This is a genomic window from Corynebacterium falsenii, assembly GCF_020099275.1.
Classification (GTDB): Bacteria; Actinomycetota; Actinomycetes; order Mycobacteriales; family Mycobacteriaceae; genus Corynebacterium; species Corynebacterium falsenii.
In genome coordinates this window covers 2,064,446-2,087,598 of record NZ_CP083646.1, presented here as the reverse complement: position 1 = coordinate 2,087,598, position 23,153 = coordinate 2,064,446, and the positions used below count along the sequence as shown (strand labels likewise).

Annotated in this window: 16 protein-coding genes; 10 read left to right on the top strand and 6 right to left on the bottom strand. The window is 65.7% G+C overall.

The genetic code is table 11. From position 1 onward, the window contains the following. Positions 1–4 precede the first annotated feature (4 nt). The 3 genes from LA343_RS09115 to LA343_RS09105 all read left to right on the top strand — a co-directional run bounded on the left by LA343_RS09115 (position 5) and on the right by LA343_RS09105 (position 10,712). The gene (locus LA343_RS09115; protein ID WP_025403019.1) at positions 5–9,547 is read left to right on the top strand and encodes a type I polyketide synthase; all 9,543 of its coding nucleotides are present in this window, start codon (positions 5–7) and stop codon (positions 9,545–9,547) included. Then, a complete protein-coding gene (gene acpS, locus LA343_RS09110; RefSeq protein ID WP_025403018.1) occupies positions 9,547–10,062 on the top strand; it encodes a holo-ACP synthase AcpS in 516 nt (171 codons plus the stop codon). The genes LA343_RS09115 and acpS overlap by 1 nt, the downstream gene beginning before the upstream one ends. 512 nt (positions 10,063–10,574) lie before the next feature. Beyond that, entirely contained in the window at positions 10,575–10,712 is a 138-nt protein-coding gene (locus LA343_RS09105; protein ID WP_182840945.1) for a hypothetical protein, read from the top strand. Positions 10,713–10,731: 19 nt separating this feature from the next. On the opposite strand, the gene LA343_RS09100 is transcribed toward LA343_RS09105, so the two are convergent. The 5 genes from LA343_RS09100 to LA343_RS09080 all read right to left on the bottom strand — a co-directional run bounded on the left by LA343_RS09100 (position 10,732) and on the right by LA343_RS09080 (position 15,125). Next, positions 10,732–11,349 carry a response regulator transcription factor gene (locus LA343_RS09100; RefSeq protein WP_025403017.1) on the bottom strand — a complete coding sequence of 206 codons (618 nt, stop codon included), beginning with the start codon at positions 11,347–11,349 and terminating at the stop codon, positions 10,732–10,734. Then, positions 11,346–12,605, bottom strand: a complete 1,260-nt coding sequence (locus LA343_RS09095) for a sensor histidine kinase (RefSeq protein ID WP_025403016.1) — start codon at positions 12,603–12,605, stop codon at positions 11,346–11,348. Before LA343_RS09095 ends, LA343_RS09100 begins: the two co-directional genes overlap by 4 nt. A gap of 13 nt (positions 12,606–12,618) precedes the next feature. After that, positions 12,619–13,374 carry a hypothetical protein gene (locus LA343_RS09090; RefSeq protein WP_025403015.1) on the bottom strand — a complete coding sequence of 252 codons (756 nt, stop codon included), beginning with the start codon at positions 13,372–13,374 and terminating at the stop codon, positions 12,619–12,621. Between the two features lie 81 nt (positions 13,375–13,455). Next, positions 13,456–14,484: an ABC transporter ATP-binding protein gene (locus LA343_RS09085; protein WP_025403014.1), complete on the bottom strand. Its 1,029-nt coding sequence runs from the start codon at positions 14,482–14,484 to the stop codon at positions 13,456–13,458. Between the two features lie 104 nt (positions 14,485–14,588). Next, positions 14,589–15,125, bottom strand: coding sequence for a hypothetical protein (locus LA343_RS09080; RefSeq protein WP_144084497.1), 537 nt, complete (start codon positions 15,123–15,125; stop codon positions 14,589–14,591). A gap of 156 nt (positions 15,126–15,281) precedes the next feature. Between LA343_RS09080 and LA343_RS09075 the strand changes: the two genes are divergently transcribed. Both LA343_RS09075 and ilvA read left to right on the top strand, forming a co-directional pair. After that, entirely contained in the window at positions 15,282–15,986 is a 705-nt protein-coding gene (locus LA343_RS09075) for a 3'-5' exonuclease (RefSeq protein ID WP_025403012.1), read from the top strand. 59 nt (positions 15,987–16,045) lie between these two features. Further along, complete coding sequence (gene ilvA, locus LA343_RS09070; protein ID WP_025403011.1) at positions 16,046–17,578, top strand: threonine ammonia-lyase, biosynthetic; 1,533 nt, start codon at positions 16,046–16,048, stop codon at positions 17,576–17,578. A 6-nt stretch (positions 17,579–17,584) separates the two neighbouring features. On the opposite strand, the gene LA343_RS09065 is transcribed toward ilvA, so the two are convergent. Beyond that, positions 17,585–18,250, bottom strand: coding sequence for an ACT domain-containing protein (locus tag LA343_RS09065; RefSeq protein WP_025403010.1), 666 nt, complete (start codon positions 18,248–18,250; stop codon positions 17,585–17,587). Positions 18,251–18,312: 62 nt separating this feature from the next. Here LA343_RS09065 and gatC point away from each other — a divergent pair, with 62 nt between their 5' ends. The 5 genes from gatC to LA343_RS09040 all read left to right on the top strand — a co-directional run bounded on the left by gatC (position 18,313) and on the right by LA343_RS09040 (position 23,070). Further along, positions 18,313–18,618 (top strand): Asp-tRNA(Asn)/Glu-tRNA(Gln) amidotransferase subunit GatC, encoded by a 306-nt coding sequence (gene gatC / locus LA343_RS09060; protein WP_025403009.1) that lies wholly within the window; start codon positions 18,313–18,315, stop codon positions 18,616–18,618. 79 nt (positions 18,619–18,697) lie between these two features. Beyond that, positions 18,698–20,203 carry an Asp-tRNA(Asn)/Glu-tRNA(Gln) amidotransferase subunit GatA gene (gene gatA / locus LA343_RS09055; protein WP_025403008.1) on the top strand — a complete coding sequence of 502 codons (1,506 nt, stop codon included), beginning with the start codon at positions 18,698–18,700 and terminating at the stop codon, positions 20,201–20,203. A 126-nt stretch (positions 20,204–20,329) separates the two neighbouring features. After that, positions 20,330–21,004, top strand: a complete 675-nt coding sequence (locus LA343_RS09050) for an NUDIX domain-containing protein (RefSeq protein ID WP_144084496.1) — start codon at positions 20,330–20,332, stop codon at positions 21,002–21,004. Further along, on the top strand, positions 21,001–22,410 hold the full coding sequence (locus LA343_RS09045; protein ID WP_025403006.1) for a DHA2 family efflux MFS transporter permease subunit: 1,410 nt from the start codon (positions 21,001–21,003) through the stop codon (positions 22,408–22,410). Before LA343_RS09050 ends, LA343_RS09045 begins: the two co-directional genes overlap by 4 nt. A 315-nt stretch (positions 22,411–22,725) precedes the next feature. After that, positions 22,726–23,070, top strand: coding sequence for a FeoA family protein (locus LA343_RS09040; RefSeq protein ID WP_224207535.1), 345 nt, complete (start codon positions 22,726–22,728; stop codon positions 23,068–23,070). Positions 23,071–23,153 lie beyond the last annotated feature (83 nt).

The following is a 23,153-nucleotide window of genomic DNA, read 5'->3' as shown; positions in this document are numbered from 1 at the left end:
ATCCATGGCATCCACCGCATCCAGCTTCCTCTCACGCCTCAACGATCACCCCTTCGCACTCCTATTCGCCGGCCAATCCAACCCCTGGCAGCCGCTTCTCGCCGAGCAGGATCAGGACCCCTCACTCAGCACCGCCCTGCGCGACCTCGTCGCCGAAACCCGCGACATCCTCGCCCCCGTCGCCGCCGAGCTGACCTCCGCCGGCGCCGGCCTCCCCGACGTCGACCGCTTCCTCTCCGCCGCCGACGCCATCGACCCGGCCGTCTCCGTCCCGAGCATCACACTGTCGCAGTATGGCCAGCTCACGGCGCTCTTTTCCCAGTTCGACGCCACCAGGCGCCCCGCCCTCCTAGGCCATTCGCAGGGCATCTTAGGGGTGGCCGTCGCCGAGGCGATGCTGGATGAGCGCGCAGAACTCACCGCCGCCCAAGCCCTCGCCGTCGCGTGCCTCATCGGCGCCGCCACCTCCCGCGCGTCCCGCTCCTACACCGCCAAAGCCGCCAAAACCGCCAACACAACCAACAACGCCAACCGCGGCGCCGAGAATGTCCCGATGATCGCCCTCTCCGGCTGCACGCCGCAGGTCATCGAGCGCATCCTCGAGGCCGCCGATTCCTCCGCCGCCATCGCCCTGCGCAATGGCCGCGACCGTTTCGTCGTCTCCGGCACTCCCGCCGACCTGGAGCGCGTCCGCCGCGCCGCCGCCGACGCCATGGCCGCCGACAAGGCCGAGCTCGCCGCGAAGACCCGCGGCGGACAGCCCCTCACCATCGAGATCGCGCCCCTCGAAGTCAGCGCTCCGTTCCATCACCCCCTGCTCGAGCACGGCGTGCACACCACCGTCGCGTGGGCGAAAAAGTGCGGGATTGGTGGCGTCGCCGAAAAACTAGCCCGTGGCGTGATGACCGATCGAATCGATTGGCCGGCCCAGGTCAACGCGGTGATCGATGAGGGCGTGGAGTGGTTCGTCGACCTCGGGCCCGGCGAGATCGTCGGCGTGCTCACCGCAGACATCGCCGAGGGCGCGGCCGGTGTGGTGCCCGCCCACAACCTCACCGAGATCGACCGTCTCGGCGCGCTCGGCCAGGAACAGACGTGGGTGAACTGGTCCGATTTCCAGCCCCGCGTGGTCGAGGTCAACGGCACGAAGACCGTGGAGACCGCTTTTACCCGCCTGACCGGCAACTCGCCGATCCTCCTGGCCGGCATGACCCCCACCACCGTGGACCCCGAGATCGTGGCCGCGGCGGCCAACGCGGGTTACTGGGCCGAGCTCGCCGGCGGTGGTCAGGTGACCGCGGAGGTGTTCGACCAGAACCTCACCAAGCTGAAAAGCCAGCTGGAACCGGGCCGAGCGTGCCAGTTCAACGCCATGTTTATGGACCGCTACCTGTGGAACCTGCAGTTCGGCGGCCAGCGGATCGTCTCAAAGGCGCGGCAATCCGGCGCCCCGATCAACGGCGTGGTGATCTCCGCGGGCATCCCGGAGCTGGACGAGGCGCCCGAGCTCATCACCGAGCTCCACGAGCAGGGCTTCGAGTACGTGGCCTTCAAGCCCGGCACGGTGGCGCAGATCCGCCAGTGCCTCGCCATCGCCGAGGCCGTGGATTCCGCGATCATCCTGCACGTGGAGGATGGTCACGCCGGCGGCCACCACTCGTGGGAAAACCTCGATGACCTGCTGCTGGCAACGTATGGGGATATTCGACGCCACCCCAATGTCGTCTTGTGCGTCGGTGGCGGCATCGGCAGTCCAGAGCGCGCGGCCGACTACGTGAGCGGGCAGTGGTCGGCTGTGCATGGCATGCGGCCCATGCCGGTGGACGGCGTGCTCATCGGCACCGCGGCCATGACGGCCAAGGAGGCCAAGACCACTGAGGCGGTGAAGGACCTGCTGGTGGCGACGAATGGCTTGGGCGATACGGACTCGGTGGACGAGCCGGGTGCTGTTGATGGTTCCGTGGATGGCACTGGTTGGGTCGGTTCGGGTGCGTCGGTCGGGGGAGTGACCTCCGGCCTGTCGCACCTGCGTGCCGACATGCACGAGATCGACAACTCCGCCGCCGCCTGCGCCCGCCTCATCGCCGAGGTCGAGGGTGACAGCCAGCGCGTGGCTGCACGCCGCGACGAGATCATCGCCGCGCTGAACAAGACCGCCAAGCCGTTCTTCGGCGAGCTGGGGGAGATGACCTACGAGCAGGTGGTGCGCCGCTTCGCGGAACTGTCCTACCCGTGGGTGGATGGTTCGTGGTCGCTGCGGTACTGGGAGCTGCTGCAGCGCGTGGAGGCCCGTCTGTCGGATGCCGACCACGGCGAGGTGGAGACGCTGTTCCCCTCGGCTGCGGACGCCGAGGATGCCCACGCCGCAGCGGATACCCTGTTGCAGCACTATCCTGCCGCCGCCAAGCTGACGCTGACCCCGCTGGACGTGGCGTGGTTCGTGGCGCTGTGCCGCAAGTATCCGAAGCCGATGGGCTTCGTGCCCGTCATCGACGATGACCTGCTGCGCTGGTGGGGTCAGGACTCGCTGTGGCAGGCGCAGGACGACCGCTATCCGGCCGACGCCGTGCGCGTGATCCCCGGGCCGGTCGCGGTCGCGGGCATCAAGACGAAGAACGAGCCGATCGCGACGATCCTCGGCCGCTTCGAGGATGCGGTGGTGAAGCGTGTTGCCGGCGAGGCTGAGAAGGCTGGTGAGCACGCGACCGAGCACGCAACTGAGCACGCAACTGAGAAGGCTGCTGAGCACGCCGTGTCCCGCCTCGCTTCGGCGGAGACCATCGAGGACTACCTCACTGCCGTGCCCTTCATCTCCTGGACCGGCCACATCATGGACAACCCGGCCCACATCCTCGACTCGGAGCGCTTCACCCTCACCATCGAGGACACCGAGAACACAGAGGACCCAGAGGACACAGAGGACACCGAGAACACTGCACGTCCGTCCGCAGCCACCCTCACGATCCACCTCGACACCTTCTGGGACGGCTCAAACGCCGACGTCCACGCCGTCCACGAGCTCGTCGTGCCCCTGCTGCTCCCGGAGTCCATCGCCACCGGTGGTCTGCCCGTCGTCGACGAATCTCGCCTGCCCGAATCCATGTTCAGCCTCTTGGCAGGCACCGCGGGCGTGGGAAATGTTGGCGTCACCGGCGATAAAATCGACCACCTGCCCAGCATGGAATCGAGCGATCGATCCGAGTTCGGCGAGGCGCACTACAGCTTCCACGTCTCCGAGAACCTCGGCCCCGATCACACAGCCGCCACCGGCGCGGCACTGCCCGGCACGCTCGGGGGCATGGTTCCGGATGCCCTCCTCGGCCCCTGCTGGCCCGCCATCTACGCCGCGCTCGGCTCCGCGCAGGTCGAGGGCTACCCCGTCATCGAGGGCCTGCTCAACGCCGTGCACCTCGACCACACGGTGGACTTCGGCAGAGTGCCGTCGCTGCCTGCCGGTACCCGCGTGGATGTGATCAGCTGGGCGTCGGCCGTGGAGGAATCGTCCTCCGGCCGCGTGGTCCAGGTCAACCTCGTGCTGTCTGCGGACGGGGAGGAGTTCGGGCGCTTCACCGAACGCTTCGCGATTCGTGGTCGCGTCTTTGGTTCGACGCCACCAGCCGACCCGCCCTTCGCTGGAAACACGGACCGTGACGTGGTGGACACGCCGCGGTCGACCCTGTCGCGCGTGCTGGTGACCGCGCCCGCCGATATGACCCAGTTCGCGTGGGTCTCCGGCGACTTCAACCCGATCCACACCAGCCACGCGGCCGCTAGGGTGGCCGGGTTGGAGGCCCCGCTGGTGCACGGCATGTGGCTGTCTGCCACGGCCCAGCACGCGGTGGCCCAGCTGGGCTACCGCCTGACCGGCTGGACTTACCGCATGTTCGGCCTGGTGGATCTCAACGCCGAGGTGGAGATCCAGGTGGAGCGCATCGCCCGGCTCGGCGGTGGTGGTGTGGTGCTGGAGGTGACTTGCCGCATCGACGGCGAGCTCGTCTCCCAGGCCACCGCCACCACGGACGTGCCGGTGACCGCGTACGCATACCCGGGCCAGGGCATCCAGTCCAAGGGCATGGGCTTGTCGGAGCGGACGAGCTCGCGGGCCACGGCAGAGGTGTGGGAGCGTGCCGACGCGCACACTCGCGAGGCGCTGGGCTTTTCCATCCTGGCGATCGTGCGCGACAACCCCACGGAGATCTCCGCCAACGGGCAGGTGTACCGCCACCCGGACGGCGTGCTGTACCTCACGCAGTTCACCCAGGTGGCGCTGGCCACGCTGGCGTTTGCCCAGACGGCGCGCCTGCGCGAAAGTGGGGCGCTGGCGCGGGATGCGTACTTCGCGGGACACTCACTCGGTGAGTACAACGCGCTGAGCGCGTACGCCCAGACCATTGATCTGGAAACCGTCCTGGAGCTGGTGTTCCACCGCGGGTCGACGATGCACAACTTGGTGCCCCGCGACGAGCGCGGCCGGAGTAACTACCGGATGGGTGCTCTGCGTCCGCATAAGTTGGGCGTCGACGAAAATCACGTGGCCGAGTATGTGGCAGAAGTGGCGCGCGAGACGGGTGAGTTCCTAGAGATCGTGAACTACAACCTGGCCGGCCAGCAATATGCGGTGGCCGGTACGGTCGCCGGTATCAAGGCGCTGGAGAAGCACGCGAACGCGCGGGCCGCGGAGGTAACCGGCGGCAAGGCATTCATGCTGGTGCCGGGCATTGATGTGCCGTTCCACTCGGCTGTGCTCCACGATGGCGTGCCGGATTTCCGGGAGCGGCTCAACGAGCTGTTGCCGGAAGAGTTTGACTACGAGGTCCTGGAGGGGCGCTACATTCCGAACCTCGTGGCACGCCCGTTCGAGCTGACGCGCGAGTTTGCGCAGTCGATCCTGGACGTGGTGCCGAGCGAGGCGGTGCGCGATGCGCTGGAGCACTGGGACGAGTGGCAGCCGGGCGAGCTGGCGCGGTTGCTGCTGGTGGAGCTGTTGTGCTGGCAGTTCGCCTCGCCGGTGCGGTGGATCGAAACGCAGGCGCTGCTGTTTAGCAGCGAGAACCGCGGGGGAGTCGCGGTGGAGGACTTCGTGGAGATCGGCCTGGGCGCGGCGCCGACGCTGGCCAACCTGGCGGCCAAGACGCTGGGGCTGTCGCGCTTTGCGGATAGCGAGGTGCGGGTGCTCAACGTGCAGCGCGACGAGAAGCGGGTGTACGCGGAGGACGTGCAGACGATTGAGCTGGATGAGGCTGATCCGGAAAGCGGATCGGGCGATGGTGCTCAGGCTTCGGCGGGCGGTGCTGGTGGTGCTGTAGTGGATCCGGAAAACGGGCCGGCCGCCAACCCGGCGCCCCTCGCCGAGGCCCACCCATCGCCGGCGGCTGGTGTACAGCCTGGTGGCGTCACCGACGCACCCGACCTGCCCTACAAGGCCTCCGACGCGATCCGCACCCTCCTGGCCTTCGCCAACAAGCTGCGCCCCGAGCAGATCGGCGACGCCGACACCACCGGCTCCCTTACCAACGGCGTGTCCTCGCGGCTCAACCAGCTGCTCATGGACATGTCCGCCGAGCTGGGGCTCTCCAGCGTGGAGGGCGCTGCCGAGGCGGACGTGGCAACACTATCCGCCACCGTCGACAAGGCCGCGTTCAACTACAAGCCCTTCGGCCCCGTCCTCGGCGAGGCCATCAAGGACCGCGTGCGCAAGCTGTTCGGCGCGGCCGGCGCCAAGCAGTCCTTCATTGCCGAGCACGTGAGCAGCGAGTGGGGCCTGGGCGACGGCTGGGCCGCGCACACCACCGCCCAGATTCTGCTGGGCTCCCGCGAGGGCACATCCGCGCGCGGCGGTGAGCTGGCCACGTTGCCGGATCAGGCCGCGTCCATGGCCGCGGTGAAGGAGCTCATCGATGAGGCCGTGGCGCAGGTTGGCGCCGCGCACGGCATTCCGGTCGCTAAGCCCACCACCGGTGGCGGCGGGGCGGTTGTGGATTCCGCCGCGCTCGACGGGTTCGCGGAGACCATCACCGGCCCGAGTGGCGTGCTCGCCAGCACGGCCCGCCACGTGTTGAACGTGCTCGGTCTCGACACCCCGGAGGCCGCGGACTTCGATCACAGCGAGCAGGAGGACACCGACCGCATCCTGGCTGCCGTGTCTGCCGAGCTGGGGAGCTCGTGGCCGTCGCTGGTTGCTCCTTCGTTCGACGCCGCTAGGGCCGTCCTCCTCGACGACCGCTGGGCGAGTGCCAGGGAGGACATTGCCCGGATCGCGCTCGGGGAGCTGCGGTTGGTTGACGGTGGTGCTGATGCTACTGATGTTGCTGTTGCCGATGCTGCAAGTGGTGTTGATGGTGTGGCGCTGTCGAGCTTTGTCGGTGCGGGTGCCGCGGTGGCGGCGCATGCGCGCTGGTGGGCGGACAACCTGGGCAGTGAGTCGCACGATGACGCGAATGGTGATGGTCACGTACAGGACCCCGCACAGGCCCACGCAGAGGCCCACGTGAAGGCCGACGAGAAGAGGGCCGCGCTGCTCCGCATCGCCGAGGCAGCCGAGGCAGCCGAGGCACAGGAAGCGGCGGACGATGCTACAGACGGCGCAACCGATCTGTCTGGCACCGTCGCCGTCGTCACCGGCATGGCCCCCACCTCCATCGCGGGCGCCGTGGTGGCGGACCTGCTCTCGCGGGGCGCAACCGTGGTCGCCACCGCCTCCCGTGTGAGCCCCTCCCGCCTGGCCTACGCCAAGCAGCTCTACCGCACCCACGCCCGCCCCGGCGCGGCACTGTGGCTCGTGCCAGCCAACCTCGCCAGCTTCCGGGACGTCGACGCCCTCGTGGAGTGGATCGGCAGCGAGCAGTCCGAAACCGTCGGCTCCGAGCGCAAGCTCATCAAGCCGGCCCTGGTGCCGGACCTGTTCTTCCCCTTCGCCGCCCCGCCCGTCATGGGCTCGGTGGAGGACGCAGGCGCCGCAGCGGAGCACCAAACCCGCCTGCTGCTGTGGAGCGTTGAGCGGTCCATGACCGCGCTGGCCAAGATCGGCGCCGACACCGACGTCGCCCACCGCCTCCACGTGGTGTTGCCCGGCAGCCCCAACCGAGGCACCTTCGGCGGCGACGGTGCCTACGGTGAAACCAAGGCCGCCTTCGACGCCATCGTCAACAAGTGGTCCGTGGAACCGTGGGCCACGCGCATCACCCTGGCGCATCCACGCATCGGCTGGGTGGCAGGCACCGGGCTCATGGGAGGCAACGATCCCCTCGTGGCCGCCGCCAAGGACAAGGGCATCCGCGTGTGGACCCCCGAAGAGATCGCTGCCGAGCTCATGGACCTGTGCACCGACTCCGCCCGCGAGCAGGCACGGACCACCCCGATCGAGGCGGACCTCACCGGCGGGCTGGACGGATTCTCCCTGACCAGCCTGGACGCGCCAGAGGAGGGCAGCGTGGTGGCGTCGGAGGAAGAAAAGGCCACAATCCAGGCACTGCCGACGCCCGCCCAACAGCACCAACCCGCGATGAGCTGGGGCAACACCACCGCAGAGCTGGATGAGACCGTGGTGATCGTGGGCATCGGCGAGGTCAGCGCGTGGGGCAGTGGCCGCACTCGATGCGAGGCCGAATACGGCATCCACGCGGATACCACCGTGGATCTCACAGCCGCGGGCGTGCTTGAACTCGCGTGGATGACGGGCCTACTGACCTGGAAGGATACGCCCAAGGCGGGCTGGTACGACCAGGATGACAACATGGTCGACGAGGCCGACATCTTCGAGCGCTACCGCGACGAAGTGATCGCCCGGGCCGGTGTGCGCACGTTCGTGGCTGATGGGGCGATTGAGACGGACGCTACGGACGCTGCGGGTACGAGTGTGCCGAACAGCCCGCTCAGCGTCGAGATGTTCCTCGACCGCGACGTGACCTTCACCGTCGACAGCGAAGACGACGCCCAGCGTTACGTCCAAGCCGACCCGCAATTCACCCGCGCCGAACAGGTCGGCGACGAGTGGCGCATCACCCGCCTCGCCGGCAGTCGCGCCCGAGTGCCGCGCCGCGCAACCCTCGCCCGCAAGGTCGGCGGCCAGTTCCCCACGGACTTCGACCCGGCGCGCTGGGGCATCCCGGCCGACATGGTCGAGTCGCTGGACCGGATGGCCGTGTGGAACCTCGTGACCACCGTGGATGCGTTCCTGTCCGCAGGGTTCAGCCCCGCCGAGATCCTGCAGGCCGTGCACCCCTCGGACGTGGCGATGACCCAGGGCACCGGCTTCGGCGGCATGACCAGCATGCGCAAGCTGTTCGTGGATCGCTTCCTCAACGAGGACATCCCTTCGGACATCCTCCAGGAAACACTGCCGAACGTGGTCGCCGCGCACACCATGCAGTCCTTCGTGGGCGGTTATGGCGCGATGATCCACCCCGTGGGAGCGTGTGCCACCGCCGCGGTGTCCGTGGAGGAGGGGCTGGATAAGATCGCCTGCGGCAAGGCCGACTTCGTGGTCGCCGGTGCGGTCGATGACATCTCGGTGGAGTCGATCTCCGGGTTCGCCTCGATGAACGCCACCGCCGATTCCGACGCCATGGCGGCCAAGGGCATCAACGAGCGCTTCTACTCGCGGGCGAACGACCGGCGCCGCGCCGGGTTCGTCGAGGCCCAGGGCGGCGGCACGGTGCTGCTGGCTCGCGGATCGGTCGCGGCGAAGCTGGGTCTGCCGGTCTATGGCGTGGTGGCGTATGCGCAGTCGTTTGCCGACGGCATGCACACCTCCATCCCGGCGCCTGGTCAGGGCGCGCTGGCGGCGGCTCGTGGTGGTCGGGACTCGCGGTTGGTGCAGGCGCTCGACCGATTGGGCGTGGATGCGGACGACATCGCCGTGGTCTCGAAGCACGACACCTCCACGAACGCCAACGACCCGAACGAGTCGCGGCTGCACACCCGCCTGGGCTCGGCGATGGGTCGCGCGCAGGGTAATCCGCTGTTCGTGGTGTCGCAGAAGACCCTGACGGGTCACGCGAAGGGCGGCGCCGCAGTGTTCCAGATCGCCGGGCTGTGCGACATGTTCCGCACGGGACGCATCCCGGCCAACGCGTCGCTGGACTGCGTGGATCCGGAGATGGCGGTGGCGGAGAACTTCGTGTGGCTGCGCTCGCCGATCCAGTTGCCGCAGATCCGGGCGGGTCTGCTGACCTCGCTGGGCTTCGGGCACGTGTCGGCGCTGGTGGCGCTGGTTCACCCGGGCGCGTTCTTCGCTGTGGTGGAACGTTGTTTGGGATCCGACGCCGCTACGTCCTGGCAGCAACGTGCCACCGAGCGGCTGCGCGCGGGCGTAGCTCGCAGGGAGGCCGGGATGCTGGGTCACGCACCGCTGTTCGCACGGTTGGAGGGGCGGCGGTTTGCGGAGGACGCCGGGGCCGGTGCCGGTGCTGGTGCTGGTGCTGGTGCCGGTGCCGGTGCCGGTGTTGGTGACGGTGCCGGGAGTGGCGCCGGGGCCGGTCAGCACCGCACCGAGGCCGAGATGCTGCTCGACCCAGAGGCACGCCTCGGACAGGACGGGCTGTACTGATGATCCTCGGACTGGGCGTGGACCTCGTGTTCGTTCCGGATTTCGCCCGGCAGCTCGAGGTCCCGGGCACCCGCTTCCTCGAGGTGTTCACGGGCGCGGAACGGCGTGCGGTTGAGCGGCGGGCTGCTGATCGTCGAGTTGATAGCGGCGGAAGCGCTGCACACCATTACGCTGCGCGGTGGGCCGCGAAGGAGGCCTTCATCAAGGCGTGGTCGGTCGCGATCGCGGGGCAGGCTCCGCCGATCGCGCCGTCGGATGTGGTGTGGCAGGAGATCGAGGTCTACTCGGACGCCTGGTCGCGCCCCCTCCTGCGCCTGCACGGGGCGGTGGCCCGCGAGGTGACGCGCACGCTCGGTCCACTTTCCGGATCGACTGGGCAGAAAAGCGGACCGCACGAGCAGAAAAGCGGACCGGCGGATCAGAAATCCGGATCGGAATCCGAAATCCGGATCCACCTGAGCATGTCCCACGACGGCGACGCCGCAACCGCCACCGTCATCATCGAACAGGTCTGATCGCCCACCGCGGTCGCCATTACCCCGAGCGCCTCCTAGGTGTCCGGCGTTTCGCCAGACCGATCGTGGCCATAGCGCCCGATCGGTCTATTTTTATGACCAAAAATCGGCCATCAGTGATACTTCAATAATTGTCGAAACATGCTTTAACCTGCGGTTTTATGTGTGTCGCGCGTCACATGTGACCAGTGTGACGAAGGAGGAGCGGGGGTAGCAGTGCGTGCGGAATTTATACATTCCCCTCACCACCGGCTACGCGACTACCTGGATGGACGGCGTTTTAGTTATGACCGCATAGGGGGCAGCGAGGCGGCGCGCCCGAACCACCACGTCTGGCACGGCGTCCGACGCGCTGCCTAGCGTGATTCGTATCGCCGAGCCCCCAGATGACGGACTCGGCCACCGAGATTCATGAGCATGACCCGGCCACCCAGACTACGAGCTGGACCCGGCCACCGAGCCCCATGAACATGACCCGGCCACCCAGACCACGACACGAGAAGGACCCCACAATGATCTTCCCTCCGCAGATGTTCACCCGTGACTACACCATCGCCGACGAAGCCAACGCCTACATCTTCGGCGATGACGGCGCCCTGGTTATCCCCACCGACAACTCCAACCGTCTCGAGGATGACATGCTCATCTAGCAGCATCTTCTGCAATCGCTCACAACCATCCGCGATCGCGAGCCACGCGGGCAGCCTCATAGCGGTTGCCCGCGTTTGTCTTTGCGATGATGCTCGATAGGTGATTGCGCACCGTCCCCATACTCATTTGCAGCCTCTCGGCAATCGCCCGGCTATCCGCACCAGTCAGCGCCTCACGCGTCACCTCCACCTCTCGCGGCGTCAGCGGCGATTCCACCGCGCTCAATGCGTCCTGCACGAGCTCCGGGTCGATCACCGTTAATCCCTGGTGCACCCGCCGCACCGCCTCCGCCAACTGCTCTGGTGGGGTGTCCTTCACTAGGAAGCCCCTCGCCCCGTTCGCCAGCGCTGTTTTTACGTATCCCGCGCGGCCGAACGTCGTGACAATGAGGCACGCACATTCCCGCTCAGCACGCCTATTTCGCTCCGCGATCGCCTGCGCGACATCAAGGCCACTCATGCCCGGCATTTCGATATCGACGAGGGCGGCGTCGACACGAAAACGATCAATCGCATCCACGACGTCCACACCGGAACCGCATTGCGCGACCACCTCGATGTCGGGTTCGAGGTCCAGCAGGGCGGCCAGAGCCCCGCGCACCAGTGATTGATCGTCGGCGATGAGAACGCGGATCATGGCTGACCTCCCCGATGTGTGGTCTGTGTGGTCTGTGTGGTCTGCGTGGTGGGTGTGGTCGGCGAGGTGACGCGACCAACCGGGATCGACACAGTGATGGCTGTGCCCCCGCCGTCCGGGGTGGTGATGGTGAGCTCGGCCCCGGCCGCAACGGCACGCCGCCGCATCCCACGCAGTCCATTGCCCTCCACCTCACTCCTGGACAGCTCCCTTTCCGCCACCGCAATCCCGCGGCCGTTGTCACAGACAACCAGCCGATTGCCCTCCACCGTGATCGTGCACGCACTGGCGCCCGAATGGCGGACGATGTTCGTCACGGCCTCCCGCAGCACCCACGCGAACAGCTTCGGGTCGGCCACGTTACTCGACGCCACCACAGTGCACTCCACCCCAGCCGTCTCGAGTGCATCGCGGGCGCGGCTGATCTCGGTGGTGATATCGCGGCTCAGCGAATTCGTCACGGTTGCCCGTACTTCTTCGAGGCTGTGCTTGGCAATATCCGCCACGGACCTCATCTCCTCTGCGGCCCGCGCGGGATCGCGGTCCACGTAGCGAGCGGCAACCTCCGCCTTGAGCTTGATGATCGTCAGCGAATGGCCCAAAAGATCATGCACGTCCGTGGCCATCTTCTCGCGTTCCAGCGAGCGCTCCAGTTCGGAGGCGAGCTTGCGCCGGCTGTCTTCGCGTTGGTTCAGCACGCCGAGCGCCGCAATGAACAGGGGAGTGGCGAGAGTCCACATCAGCAGCCAGGCGCCGCTTTCCGCAGTGAACGTGTCTGAGCCGGGGGTCGCAAGTCCCAGTACTATTCCACCAACCGAGCTCACCGCGATGATGAACGGCACGAGCCGGAAAATGGTCGGAATTGGGCGCAGGAACGATACGAACGCCACGAGGTATGGGGTGAAGCAGACCACGGCCACTCTCAGCGCGGGATACATTGCTAGGGCGATGACCAGCAGTACGGCGAACGCGCTCCAGAAACGCCGATTGACCGACCACCCGCGGGGATAGTAGCTGTGCGAGCCGAAAGCGAAGCCGTAGAAGATGCCGAAAACAATCGCCAGGGTCACCCCGTAGAGTTTGAGTCCCAACGGCTGCCCCGATGTGATCAGTGCGGCGAACGGCGGGATCAAAAACACGAGCCACATGCTCGCGTAGAAGGAGGTGTACTTAGAAAAGCCCGTCAGTGGTCGCGACCAGGTACCCGGCCGAGCTGTCTGCGCCGCGACCCTGCGGCGCGGTGACTGTTCCTTCACGTGTGCCTCGCTTCTAGATCCTCGTCTTATCCCGGCGATTGAGCAGCACGACCGCGAGACCGAAAATGGCCGCCCACGCCGCAACGTTGACTACAGCATAAATGAGTGGATCCGTGAGCGTTCCCGGATCACCGGAGATTGCCTGCATCCCATCGCTGAGTGGATACCTGGCCAGGGCACCCGCGCCGTAGGCCGGGGTGAAACGCACGACGTCCATGAAACTCTCCGGCAGCGGAGTGAAAATATTGCCCGCGAACGCCAGCACCACCATTGACGACGACGCAATCGATATCGCCGTCGAGGACCGCAGCAGCTGCGCCCACGCGATGCCGTACAACCCGAACGGGATCGACACCGCCACGGTAATTAGCCCAGTGGCAATCCACGTGGATAGTGGCATCTGCGCGCCGCCGACCACCCCGGCGATATACACCGCGATCACGGGCAAGGCGGCTCGGACAATGAGGGGTACTAGTTGCGACGCCAACAGCTGGCCCTGTGTCAGAGGCGTCAGCGCTAGCTGCCGATTCCACCCCGACACACCCTCCACCACGGAGGTGCTGGCTCCGCCGATGGCACCCACTGCACCGGCATACAGCGCCATGCCGATCATGATGTAGGCGTTGACGTTACCGCTGTTGAGCGGCTGATCACCGTAGGACTGCGTGGCGCCGAAGATGATGTAGAAGAAGATCGGCAGCGCGATGGAGAAAAACAGCCCGGCTTTATCCATGAGGATTCTGCGCAGATTGAGGAAAACGAATGACATGATGGTGGGCCTTTCACTGAAAATGAGACGGCTTGTGACTGGGACTCGTGACTGGGATTGGCGACTGGGGACGGTGAGGGCTTAGCGAGAGTTCGATTCGGTCAGCGTGACAAAAGCGTCATCGAGCGAGGAGGCGGCAATGCGCAGATCCCGTGCCGCCGTGTGGTTGAGCAAGTAGCGGGCGAGGGCATCGGAATCCGTCGTGGTGAACTGCCACGTGTCGTGGCCGAGCTCGTCGACGGCTGACACCAAGCCCGAAACGTTCGGGTCCATGTGCTGCAGGAAGGTGGGCGGTGTGGTGGCGTCGGGCGAAAAACGAGCCTGAATGGTGTACGAGCTGGTCATATTGCGAATTTCGTCCACGGTTCCGTCGGCGAGGATGCGGCCCTGGGAGAGGAGGACGATGCGGCTGGCGAAGTCCTGCGCCTCCTCGAGGTAGTGGGTAGCGAACAGGATGGTGGTGCCGTGGCTCGCCTGGACCCTCATGGACTCCCAAAAGTGGCGGCGTGCAACGGGATCCATGCCGGCGGTGGGCTCGTCCAGGATGAGGAACGTGGGCGCGCCGATCAGCGCGAGGGCGAATCGGAGGCGTTGTTGCTCGCCGCCGGAGCATGCTTGGACTTTGCGGCTGCGGATGCGGGTGAGATCCGCGCGTTCCAGGATCTGGTCGAGTGGTTGTGGGTGAGGGAAGGTGGAAGAGATGAGGCGGATCGTCTGCTCGATGGTGAGGTCGGGCAGCAAACCGCCCGTCTGCAGGACGGCGCCGACCTGGGAATGGGCGATCGCGCGACGCGGGGAGGTGCCGCAGACGCTCACGGTGCCCGACGTGGGGGTGGTCAGCTCCAAGATGAGATCAATGAGGGTGGACTTGCCGGCGCCGTTGGGGCCGAGCAGGCCGATGATTTCGCCAGGGGCGATGGTGAGAGAGACATCGTCTAAGGCTGTGAGGGCGCGGGCTTTAGATTTGCGGGCGGTGGAAGTGCGGGCGGTGGAGGATCTCGTGGGGAAGGTTTTGGTGATTCCGGAAAGAGTCGCGATGTGCGACGCTGAATCTCGGGGCGGGGAAGGGGGAGTGTTGGCGGGCGTGTCGGCGGGGTGTTGAGGTGTCATGAGGTCATTACACGCGCGCCGGGAGATGAGGACGTAGGGATAATGTCACCATTTGGCCATGACAATTGTCATGGGCATGGGGCTCGTTGTGGGAAATCGGAGAGTCAGCGGAGATGACGTCGGGAGGCTCTGCGGCGCCGGCCGAAAAAGGCGTCGTGTCTAATCCCCGCGACCAGGCAGGCGAGTGCGGTGGGGATCTCGATGGGCCAGAGGCTCAGGGCGTTAAAGACGCTGTCCCTTCGTGTTCCGAAGAGCCAGGAGGTCAGGAGATCGGTTACGGCGTCGCCGAGAACGACGACTCCTAAGGCAATGAGCAGGTAGCGGGCGATATTGTTGTGAAAGGCGAGGGTGATGGCGCTGCCGGACAGCAGAAGAAGCTCGAGGGAATCGAGGCTGAGCCAGGCAAATTGGGCGCTGCCGTGGAGGGTGTCGCTGAGCACCACCATCCAGCCTAGGAGCGCGATCGCGGCGAGGGCGAGGGCCGCGATGGCGCGGGTGCGCGTGCGGTGCGGATGAGCAGCAAGCTCACGCTCCCTGGCGCGGAGACGGCGCAGGGGGTGGCGCAGGAAGCTGAGTGTGGGGCCGTGAGCAGAGCGGCGTGTGGGACCGTGAGCAGAGCGGCGTGTGCGGCGGCGGGGCATGGTGTCCATTATGGTTGAGCGGCTCCGCGCCGGGGTGGGGATTGACTGTGAGAACGCTGCCGTGCGGGCGAGAGATACGGGTAGTGAGCTGCACGTTCGATATTCTCATGCGGGGAGGAGATCGTGTTGTCCGGGCGGCGATATAGTGTGGGAGCCATGAACGACAGCACCGCAGGCGCCACCTCGCAGAACTACGCTCCGCACTTCAACCCCAGCCACATGCTCAGCTTCGACCTGGAAACCACGGGTCGCGATCCCCACACCGCTCGCATTGTGACCAGCGCGATGGTAACGATCAACGGCAAGCAGAAAGACGAGCTAGAACTTCTTGCCGATCCTGGGGTGGAGATCCCCAAGGAGGCGGCGGCCGTCCACGGCATCACCACCGAATACGCCCGCGAGCACGGTCAACCACACGACGAGGTACTTGCCGAAACCATCCGGAGGATCCGGGAGGGCTGGGACAACGGCGCCACGCTGATCGTGTACAACGCTGCCTACGACCTCACCGTCTTGCGCACGCTGGACCCGAACTTCACCGTGGACGGTCCGGTTTTCGACCCGTTCGTGGTCGACCGCGCCAAGGACCAGTACCGCAAGGGCAAGCGCACTCTGGAGAACGTGTGTGAGCATTACGGCGTGCCGCTGACAAATGCGCACGAGGCCACCGCCGATGCCGTGGCGGCTGCGCGCGTGGCGTGGAAACTCGCCCGTCAGTTCCCGGAACTTGTGGAGATGATCTCGGACGAGCTCATGCTGGCGCAATCGACGTGGCATTACGAAACGCAGTCCCGGTTGCAGCAGTACTTTGACGACAAGGGCATGGACCGCAGCGTCAATACCTCGTGGCCGCTGCAGTAGTGGCCACTACCAGGTGGGGGATGGGTGAGCACAGCCCGAGAAGCCTATAATGATGTCTCATGTCTGTAACCGGCGCTGAGTACCTCAAGAAGATCGTAGCCGCACCCGTCTACCGCGCGGCCATTCACACCCCATTGGAGACGATGGAGAGGCTGTCCGAGCGCATCGACAACACCGTGCTCATCAAGCGCGAAGACCTCCAGCCCGTCCACAGCTTCAAGATCCGCGGCGCCTTCAACCGCATGGCGCAGCTCAGCGAGGAAGAGCGCGCCAGGGGAGTCGTCGCTGCCTCCGCAGGCAACCACGCCCAGGGTGTTGCGCTGTCCGGCCGCGAGCTCGGGATTCGCACCATCATCGTCATGCCGGTGACCACCCCCAGCATCAAGATCGATGCTGTCCGCGGATTCGGTGGCGAGGTCCTCCTGCACGGCGGCAACTTCGACGAGGCCAAAGCCAAGGCCATGGAACTGTCCGACAAGGACGGCATGGTGTGGGTCGCTCCCTTCGACGACGAAGCCGTCATCGCCGGCCAGGGCACCATCGGCCTGGAAATCTTCCAATCCCGACCGGACGTTGACCGCGTGTTCGTCCCCGTCGGCGGTGGCGGAATCGCCGCGGGCGTGGCCGTGTTGCTTAAGGAACTCAACCCCGACATCACCGTCGTGGGCGTGGAGCCGGAAGAGTCCGCCTGCCTCACCGCAGCGCTGAAGGCCGGGCATCCCGTGGACCTCGACCACGTCAGCCTCTACGCCGAGGGTGTGGCCGTGAAGACCATCGGCCAGGAAACATTCCGCATCTGCCAGGAATTCCTCGACGAAGTCATCACCGTAAGCTCCGATGAGATCAGCGCGGCCATCAAAGACATCTTCGACGACACCCGCGCCATCGGCGAACCCGCCGGCGCGGTGGCCTTGGCTGGTCTCAAGCGCTACGCCGCCGAGCGCGACATCCACGGCGAAACCCTGGTGCACATCCTCTCCGGCGCCAACGTTAACTTCCACTCCCTGCGCTACGTCTCCGAACGCGCCGAACTCGGCGAAGGCGGCGAGGGCATCTACGGCGTGACCATTCCCGAAGAAAAGGGCGCGTTCCTCAACTTCTGCAGCATCCTCGGCGGCCGATCCGTCACCGAGTTCAGCTACCGCGTGGGAACCCGCAACAGCGGCGAACCCGCCCGCATCTTCGTGGGTGTGAAGCTCAAGGACGGCATCGAGGAGCGCCGCGAGATCGCCCGCGACCTCGAGGACGCAGGATACGGCGTGGTGGATCTCTCCGAGGACGAGGTCGCCAAGGAGCACGTCCGCTACATGATCGGCGGCCAACCGCCCGTAGACGTGCAGGAAACCACGTTCAGCTTCGAATTCCCAGAGCACCCCGGCGCCCTGCAGCACTTCCTCGAGGTGCTCGGCACCCGCTGGAACGTCACCGCGTTCCACTACCGCAGCTTCGGCATGGACTACGGCCGCATCCTCGCCGCCTTCGAGGACGTCTCGGGCGACCCTGAGTTCCAGTCCCACCTGCAGCAACTTGGTTATCACGCCACGGACGTCACCGATAGCCCGTCTTACAAGTTCTTCATGACCAACAACTAGGTCTAATCAGCACTCGAAGAACGCGCCCACGATGGTGCCCAACTGCCGCAAGTGCTCCACCTCGCTGATGAGGTAATCCGGGCCCCCTGGTCGACCGATGACAAGAATGAGGGACGTATTGCCTATGGGCGTCGCCGCTAAGGCAGAGTCCATGACGGTCCAGTTTTCGGGGATCCACGTATCCTTCTCCGGGTGCAGCACCCGGGCGTACTCCACCAGGGGAGCATCGTATTCCGCACCATCATCTTCCGGCGCGGCCGGGGAGGCCGCCACGCGGTGGGTCCGGGGATCCGAATCGAGCACCACAGCCCACCCGGCGGTCATCGTCTTCGGCAGCTTCTCCATGAGGATCTCGAGCGCCTCGCTGTACGATCGGCGCTTCTCCGCCACACCGGCCAGCATCTGCACCTGGCCGCGGCGATCCACCGTGCCGGAATACGGCCGGATCGAATCGACATAAAAACCGTCGAGCTCCTGCGTGGCAGTGATCAGAGCGTCGGGCAGATGACCCGAGGGCAGGCTCACGATGATGTCGTCGATGACCGTGCCATCGGCATCATTGCCCACGATATCCACACCGCGGATGTCGCCACTGACGGTTCCCAGCGCCATGGCGAGTAAGCCGAGGGAGCCGGGGACGTCGGGCATACGGACACGCATCAGAAAGGACATGCCACCGATACTAGCCATACCTGTGCACGCCAGTGTCCAGTTGGGCGACTACAGTGGTACGCATGTCTGAGATTTCGCGCGAAGATGTTGCCCACTTGGCCCGCTTAGCACGCCTGCGCCTAAGCGAAGAAGAACTGAGTGAATACTCTGTCCAGATTGATGGAATCGTCGGCCACGTGGCCGCCATCCGGGAGGTCGACACGACCGACGTCAAGCCGCTGTGCCATCCCACGGAGAACGTGGATGGTGCCGTGTCTGTGATGCGCGAGGACGTGGTGATCCCCAGCCTGACCCCCGAGCAGGCTCTCGACCAAGCCCCGCGCAGCTCCGAGCAGCGCTTCGAGGTTCCGCAGATCCTCGGCGAATAGAGTTGTTCTACACAGCATCCGTAGCCGTAGCACTGAGCTTTAACACGTATAGCGTTTAACACCCATAGAGAGATCTCACATGTCTGACAACAAGTACCTCGTTGGTGCCAGGGACGATTCCGACTTCACCACCTGGACCGCCGCAGAGCTCGCCGAGAAGATCCACTCCCGCGAGATTAGTTCCGAGGAAGTCACGCAGGCCCACCTCGACCGTATTTCGGATATCGACGCCGACATTCACGCGTTCCTTCACGTCGGTGGCGATGAAGCACTCGCAGCTGCCGTGAATGTGGACAACGCGTTGGCCAACGGCGAACAGCCGACCTCACCGCTGGCGGGCGTGCCCCTGGCGCTCAAGGACGTGTTCACCACCACCGATGCGCCCACCACCTGCGCCTCCAAGATGCTAGAGGGCTACATGAGCCCCTACGATGCCACCGTGACGCTGCGCCTGCGCGCCGCCGGCATCCCGATCTTGGGCAAGACCAACATGGATGAGTTCGCCATGGGCTCGTCCACCGAGAACTCCGCGTACGGCCCCACCAAGAACCCCTGGGACCTGGAGCGCACCCCGGGTGGATCCGGCGGTGGTTCCTCGGCCGCGCTGGCCTCTGGCATGGCGCCGCTGGCGATCGGCACGGACACGGGTGGTTCCATCCGCCAGCCCGCCGCGCTGACCAACACCGTGGGCGTGAAGCCGACGTACGGCACTGTTTCCCGCTACGGCCTGGTGGCCTGCGCATCCTCCCTGGATCAGGGCGGCCCGACCGCCCGCACGGTGCTGGACACCGCGCTGCTGCACGAGGTCATCGCGGGCCACGACTCGCACGATTCCACCTCCTCGACCCGCCCCATTGCCCCCGTGGTGGAGGCCGCCAAGGCCGGTGCCAGCGGCGATCTGACCGGCATGAAGCTCGGCGTGGTCAAGCAGTTCCAGCACAACGATGCGCTGCAGGATGGCGTGCTGGCTGCCTACGAGGCCAACCTGGAGCAGCTCAAGAGCCAGGGCGCCGAGCTGGTGGAAGTCGACTGCCCGAACTTCGACCACGCCATGAACGCCTACTACCTCATCCTGCCCTGTGAGGTGTCCTCCAACCTCGCCCGCTTCGACGGCATGCGCTACGGCCAGCGCCGCGGCGACGATGGCACCCACTCCGCCGACGAGGTCATGAGCATCACCCGCGAGGAGGGCTTCGGCCCCGAGGTGAAGCGCCGCATCATGCTGGGCACCTACGCCCTGTCGGTGGGCTACTACGACGCCTACTACCTGCAAGCACAGCGCGTGCGTAACCTCATCGCGCAGGACTTCGCCAAGGCCTACGAGACCGTGGACGCCATCGTGGCGCCGACCACGCCCACCACGGCCTTCAAGCTCGGCGAGAAGGTGGACGATCCGCTGTCCATGTACCTGTTCGACCTGTTCACCCTGCCGCTGAACCTGGCTGGCGTGTGTGGCATGTCCGTGCCGGGTGGCTTGGCTTCTGACACCAACCTGCCGACCGGCCTGCAGATCATGGGCCCGGCGCACGGCGATGATCGCCTGTACCGCGTGGGCGCTGCGTTTGAGGCGGGTCGCGCCAAGTAGTCGCGCGCAGTAATGGCGCGCAATAGTCGCGCCAAGTTGTCGCGCGGAGCAATAGCGCTGCGGCAACTGGGCTGCCCGCCCATCCCCGCATCCATCGGCGTCTCACGCGCGAGTAGGGTGGGGCGCATGGATATGTTCACGGGTGATGGATGGGCCATTTCCCCCGACGGCTCACGCCGCTGGGGCACACTGGGGGCAGCTGGATTATTCCTGCTGACACCCGACCGGCGCGTGCTCATGCAACACCGCGCCAAGTGGACCAATAGGGGAGGAACGTGGGCCTTGCCCGGCGGTGCAATCGACGTGGGCGAGACACCCGCTGAAGGGGCCCTGCGCGAAACGTGGGAAGAAACGGGCGTGGTGGCGTCGGATGTGACAATCCTCAGCGAGCTCATCACAGCCCGGCAACCGGTCTCGGAGACGAAATGCCGCCGCCCAGTGTTGCCCGAAGAAATGCCCATGTTCGAGCACATTGACCGGATCGTGGAACGCACCGGCGATCCCGTCACCGCGCTGCAGGACAATCCCGTGATCCACCCGGACCACGGCAGCCGCGGCGTGTTCGGCCTCGGCGCGCGCTACTGGTGGGAGTTCAACAATCCCGAGATCACCGAGTGGACGTACACCACTGTGCTGGCGACATGTACTCATGCCTTGGAGCTCAACCCCACGGCAGAATCCTTGGAGCTGGAATGGTGGCCGCTCGACGAGCTGGAGAAGCTCCCGCTCATGCCCGAGTTTGCTGCCAGCCTGCCGGAGATCCGTGAGGCAATGGATCAGCTATTGGACCAGCTGCAGTGAGCGGGGCGCGCACCACGGAGGGTACGAATTACCCGGCGCTCCCGCTGCCACTGGGCGATGCTTGGCGCGCTCTGCTCGCCTTGTGCATCGGTTTTTTCATGATCCTGCTGGATCAAACCATCGTGGCGGTGGCGATGCCGGATCTGCAGACCGACCTCGGCGCCAGCTACGGCCAGGTCATCTGGATTAACTCCGTCTACCTGCTGTTTTTCGCCGTGCCGCTGTTGGTCACCGGGCGCATGGGCGATCGGTGGGGCCCGCGCAATCTGTATATCGGGGGTATGGTGGTCTTCACGTTGTCGTCGCTGGCCTGCGGTTTATCGCAGGGCGTGGGGTGGCTCATCACCGCCCGCGCTACGCAGGGCCTCGGCGCCAGCCTGCTCGTCCCGCAAACCATGAGCGTGATCAACCGCGTGTTCCCCCGCGAGCGCCGCGGTTCGGCCCTTGGAGCGTGGGGCGCGGTGGCGGGTATCGCGAACCTCGCCGGACCACTGCTGGGTGGGCTCATCATGAGGGTGGCGAGCTGGCACTGGATTTTCTTCATTAACGTCCCGATCGGCGTGGTGTCTGTAGCGCTGGTCTCCCGCTGGGTGCCGCGGTTCAAGCTCACGCCGAAGCCCATCGACGGGGTTTCCATCGCCCTGTCCATGACCGCCATGACCTGCCTCATCTTCGCCATCCAGGAGGGCACCCGGGCGGACTGGAGTTGGTACATATGGGCTCTGATTGTCCTGTCGGTCGTCTTGATCGTTGTTTTTATTCGACGCCAAGAGGCCGTCGCCGCCACCGGCCGCGATCCGGTGATTCCACTGGAGCTCTTCCACAGGCGGGATTTCTCGTTCGGCAATATCTCCATCTTCACCATGGGCTTCACGATCACCGGCATGATGGTGCCCGTGATGCTGTACCTGCAGCAGGTGCACCACTTGAGCCCGATGGGGTCGGCGTTGACGATCATGCCGATGGCGATCCTCGGTGGCTTGCTGGCCCCGGTGGTGGGGCGGCTGACCGACCGGATGGATCCCCGTCCGCTGGCGATGATCGGTTTCGGCCTCATGGCGCTGGGCGTGGGCCTGTTGGTGGTGGTGATGCGCCCCGGCTTCGAGCCGTGGTGGGTGACCATCGTCATGGTGGTGCTGGGCTTGGGAAGTCCGTTCGTGTGGGCACCCAATTCCACGATCACGCTGAGGGACCTGCCGCCGAAAAATGCGGGCGCTGGCTCGGGTATGTACAACACCACGCGCCAGACGGGATCCGTGCTCGGCGTGGCGGTCATCGGCGCGGTGCTGCAGTCGCAGGCCGCGGCGGGGGATGTGGGAAATGCGTTTGCGTACTCGCTGATTCCTGCGGCACTGGTGTTGCTGGTGGGGCTGTGGGGGAGTGCTCAGTCGCGCAATCCCAGCTAGCGCGCCGGTGCGTGTGCTAAGACTGCCACGGGTGCCTGCCGCGGGTGTGTGTTGGGGGTGCGCGCTGGGTGCTGCACCCGTATGAGGGATGGTCGTGAGAGATATTGGCGACAAGGGGTGTCTTAGTGCTGCCTCACCTGCGTAATATGAGTGCAGACAAAGATAAGTAAGTGCATGTTAACCAAAGTAGGTTAGAGTATTGCTTATGTAACCCTGCGGTTGCAGCCCTGCGGTGGAACGACTGCAGTGCCGATGCACAGCGGAGTGGGAAGTGTTCGCACGCCCCGAAGCGACCACGAGTGAAGGACAAGAGCTGTGAATCTGTTGCGGATGAAGGCTGATCGGAACGCTGCTGGTCTGGCGACCATGGAGCGCCCGGCAATGCAGCGCCCAGCTGCGGAACGCTCGCCGATCGAATGCCCGACGCGGCGCACCCTTCGCGATGTTCCCGTCGGACAGGCAGCAGTGATCAAGTCCTACCAGGACGCCGGGCAGGGTCGGCGCCAACAGGCGCGTCGGCTCGCTGAACTCGGGCTGCGTCCCGGGGTAGAGGTCACGATCGTTCAGAAGACCTCGGGCGGAGGCCGGGTCATCAAGCTTGGACAATCCCGCTACGCGCTAGATGCCACCGTGCTCGCCAAGTTCCCCGTCGAGGCCTAGAAGGGTTGAGCAATAGAGGCCTGAGCAATAGGGGCTCGAGCAATAGAGGCTTGAGCAACAGAGAAAAGAGTTTGCTGTGAAGC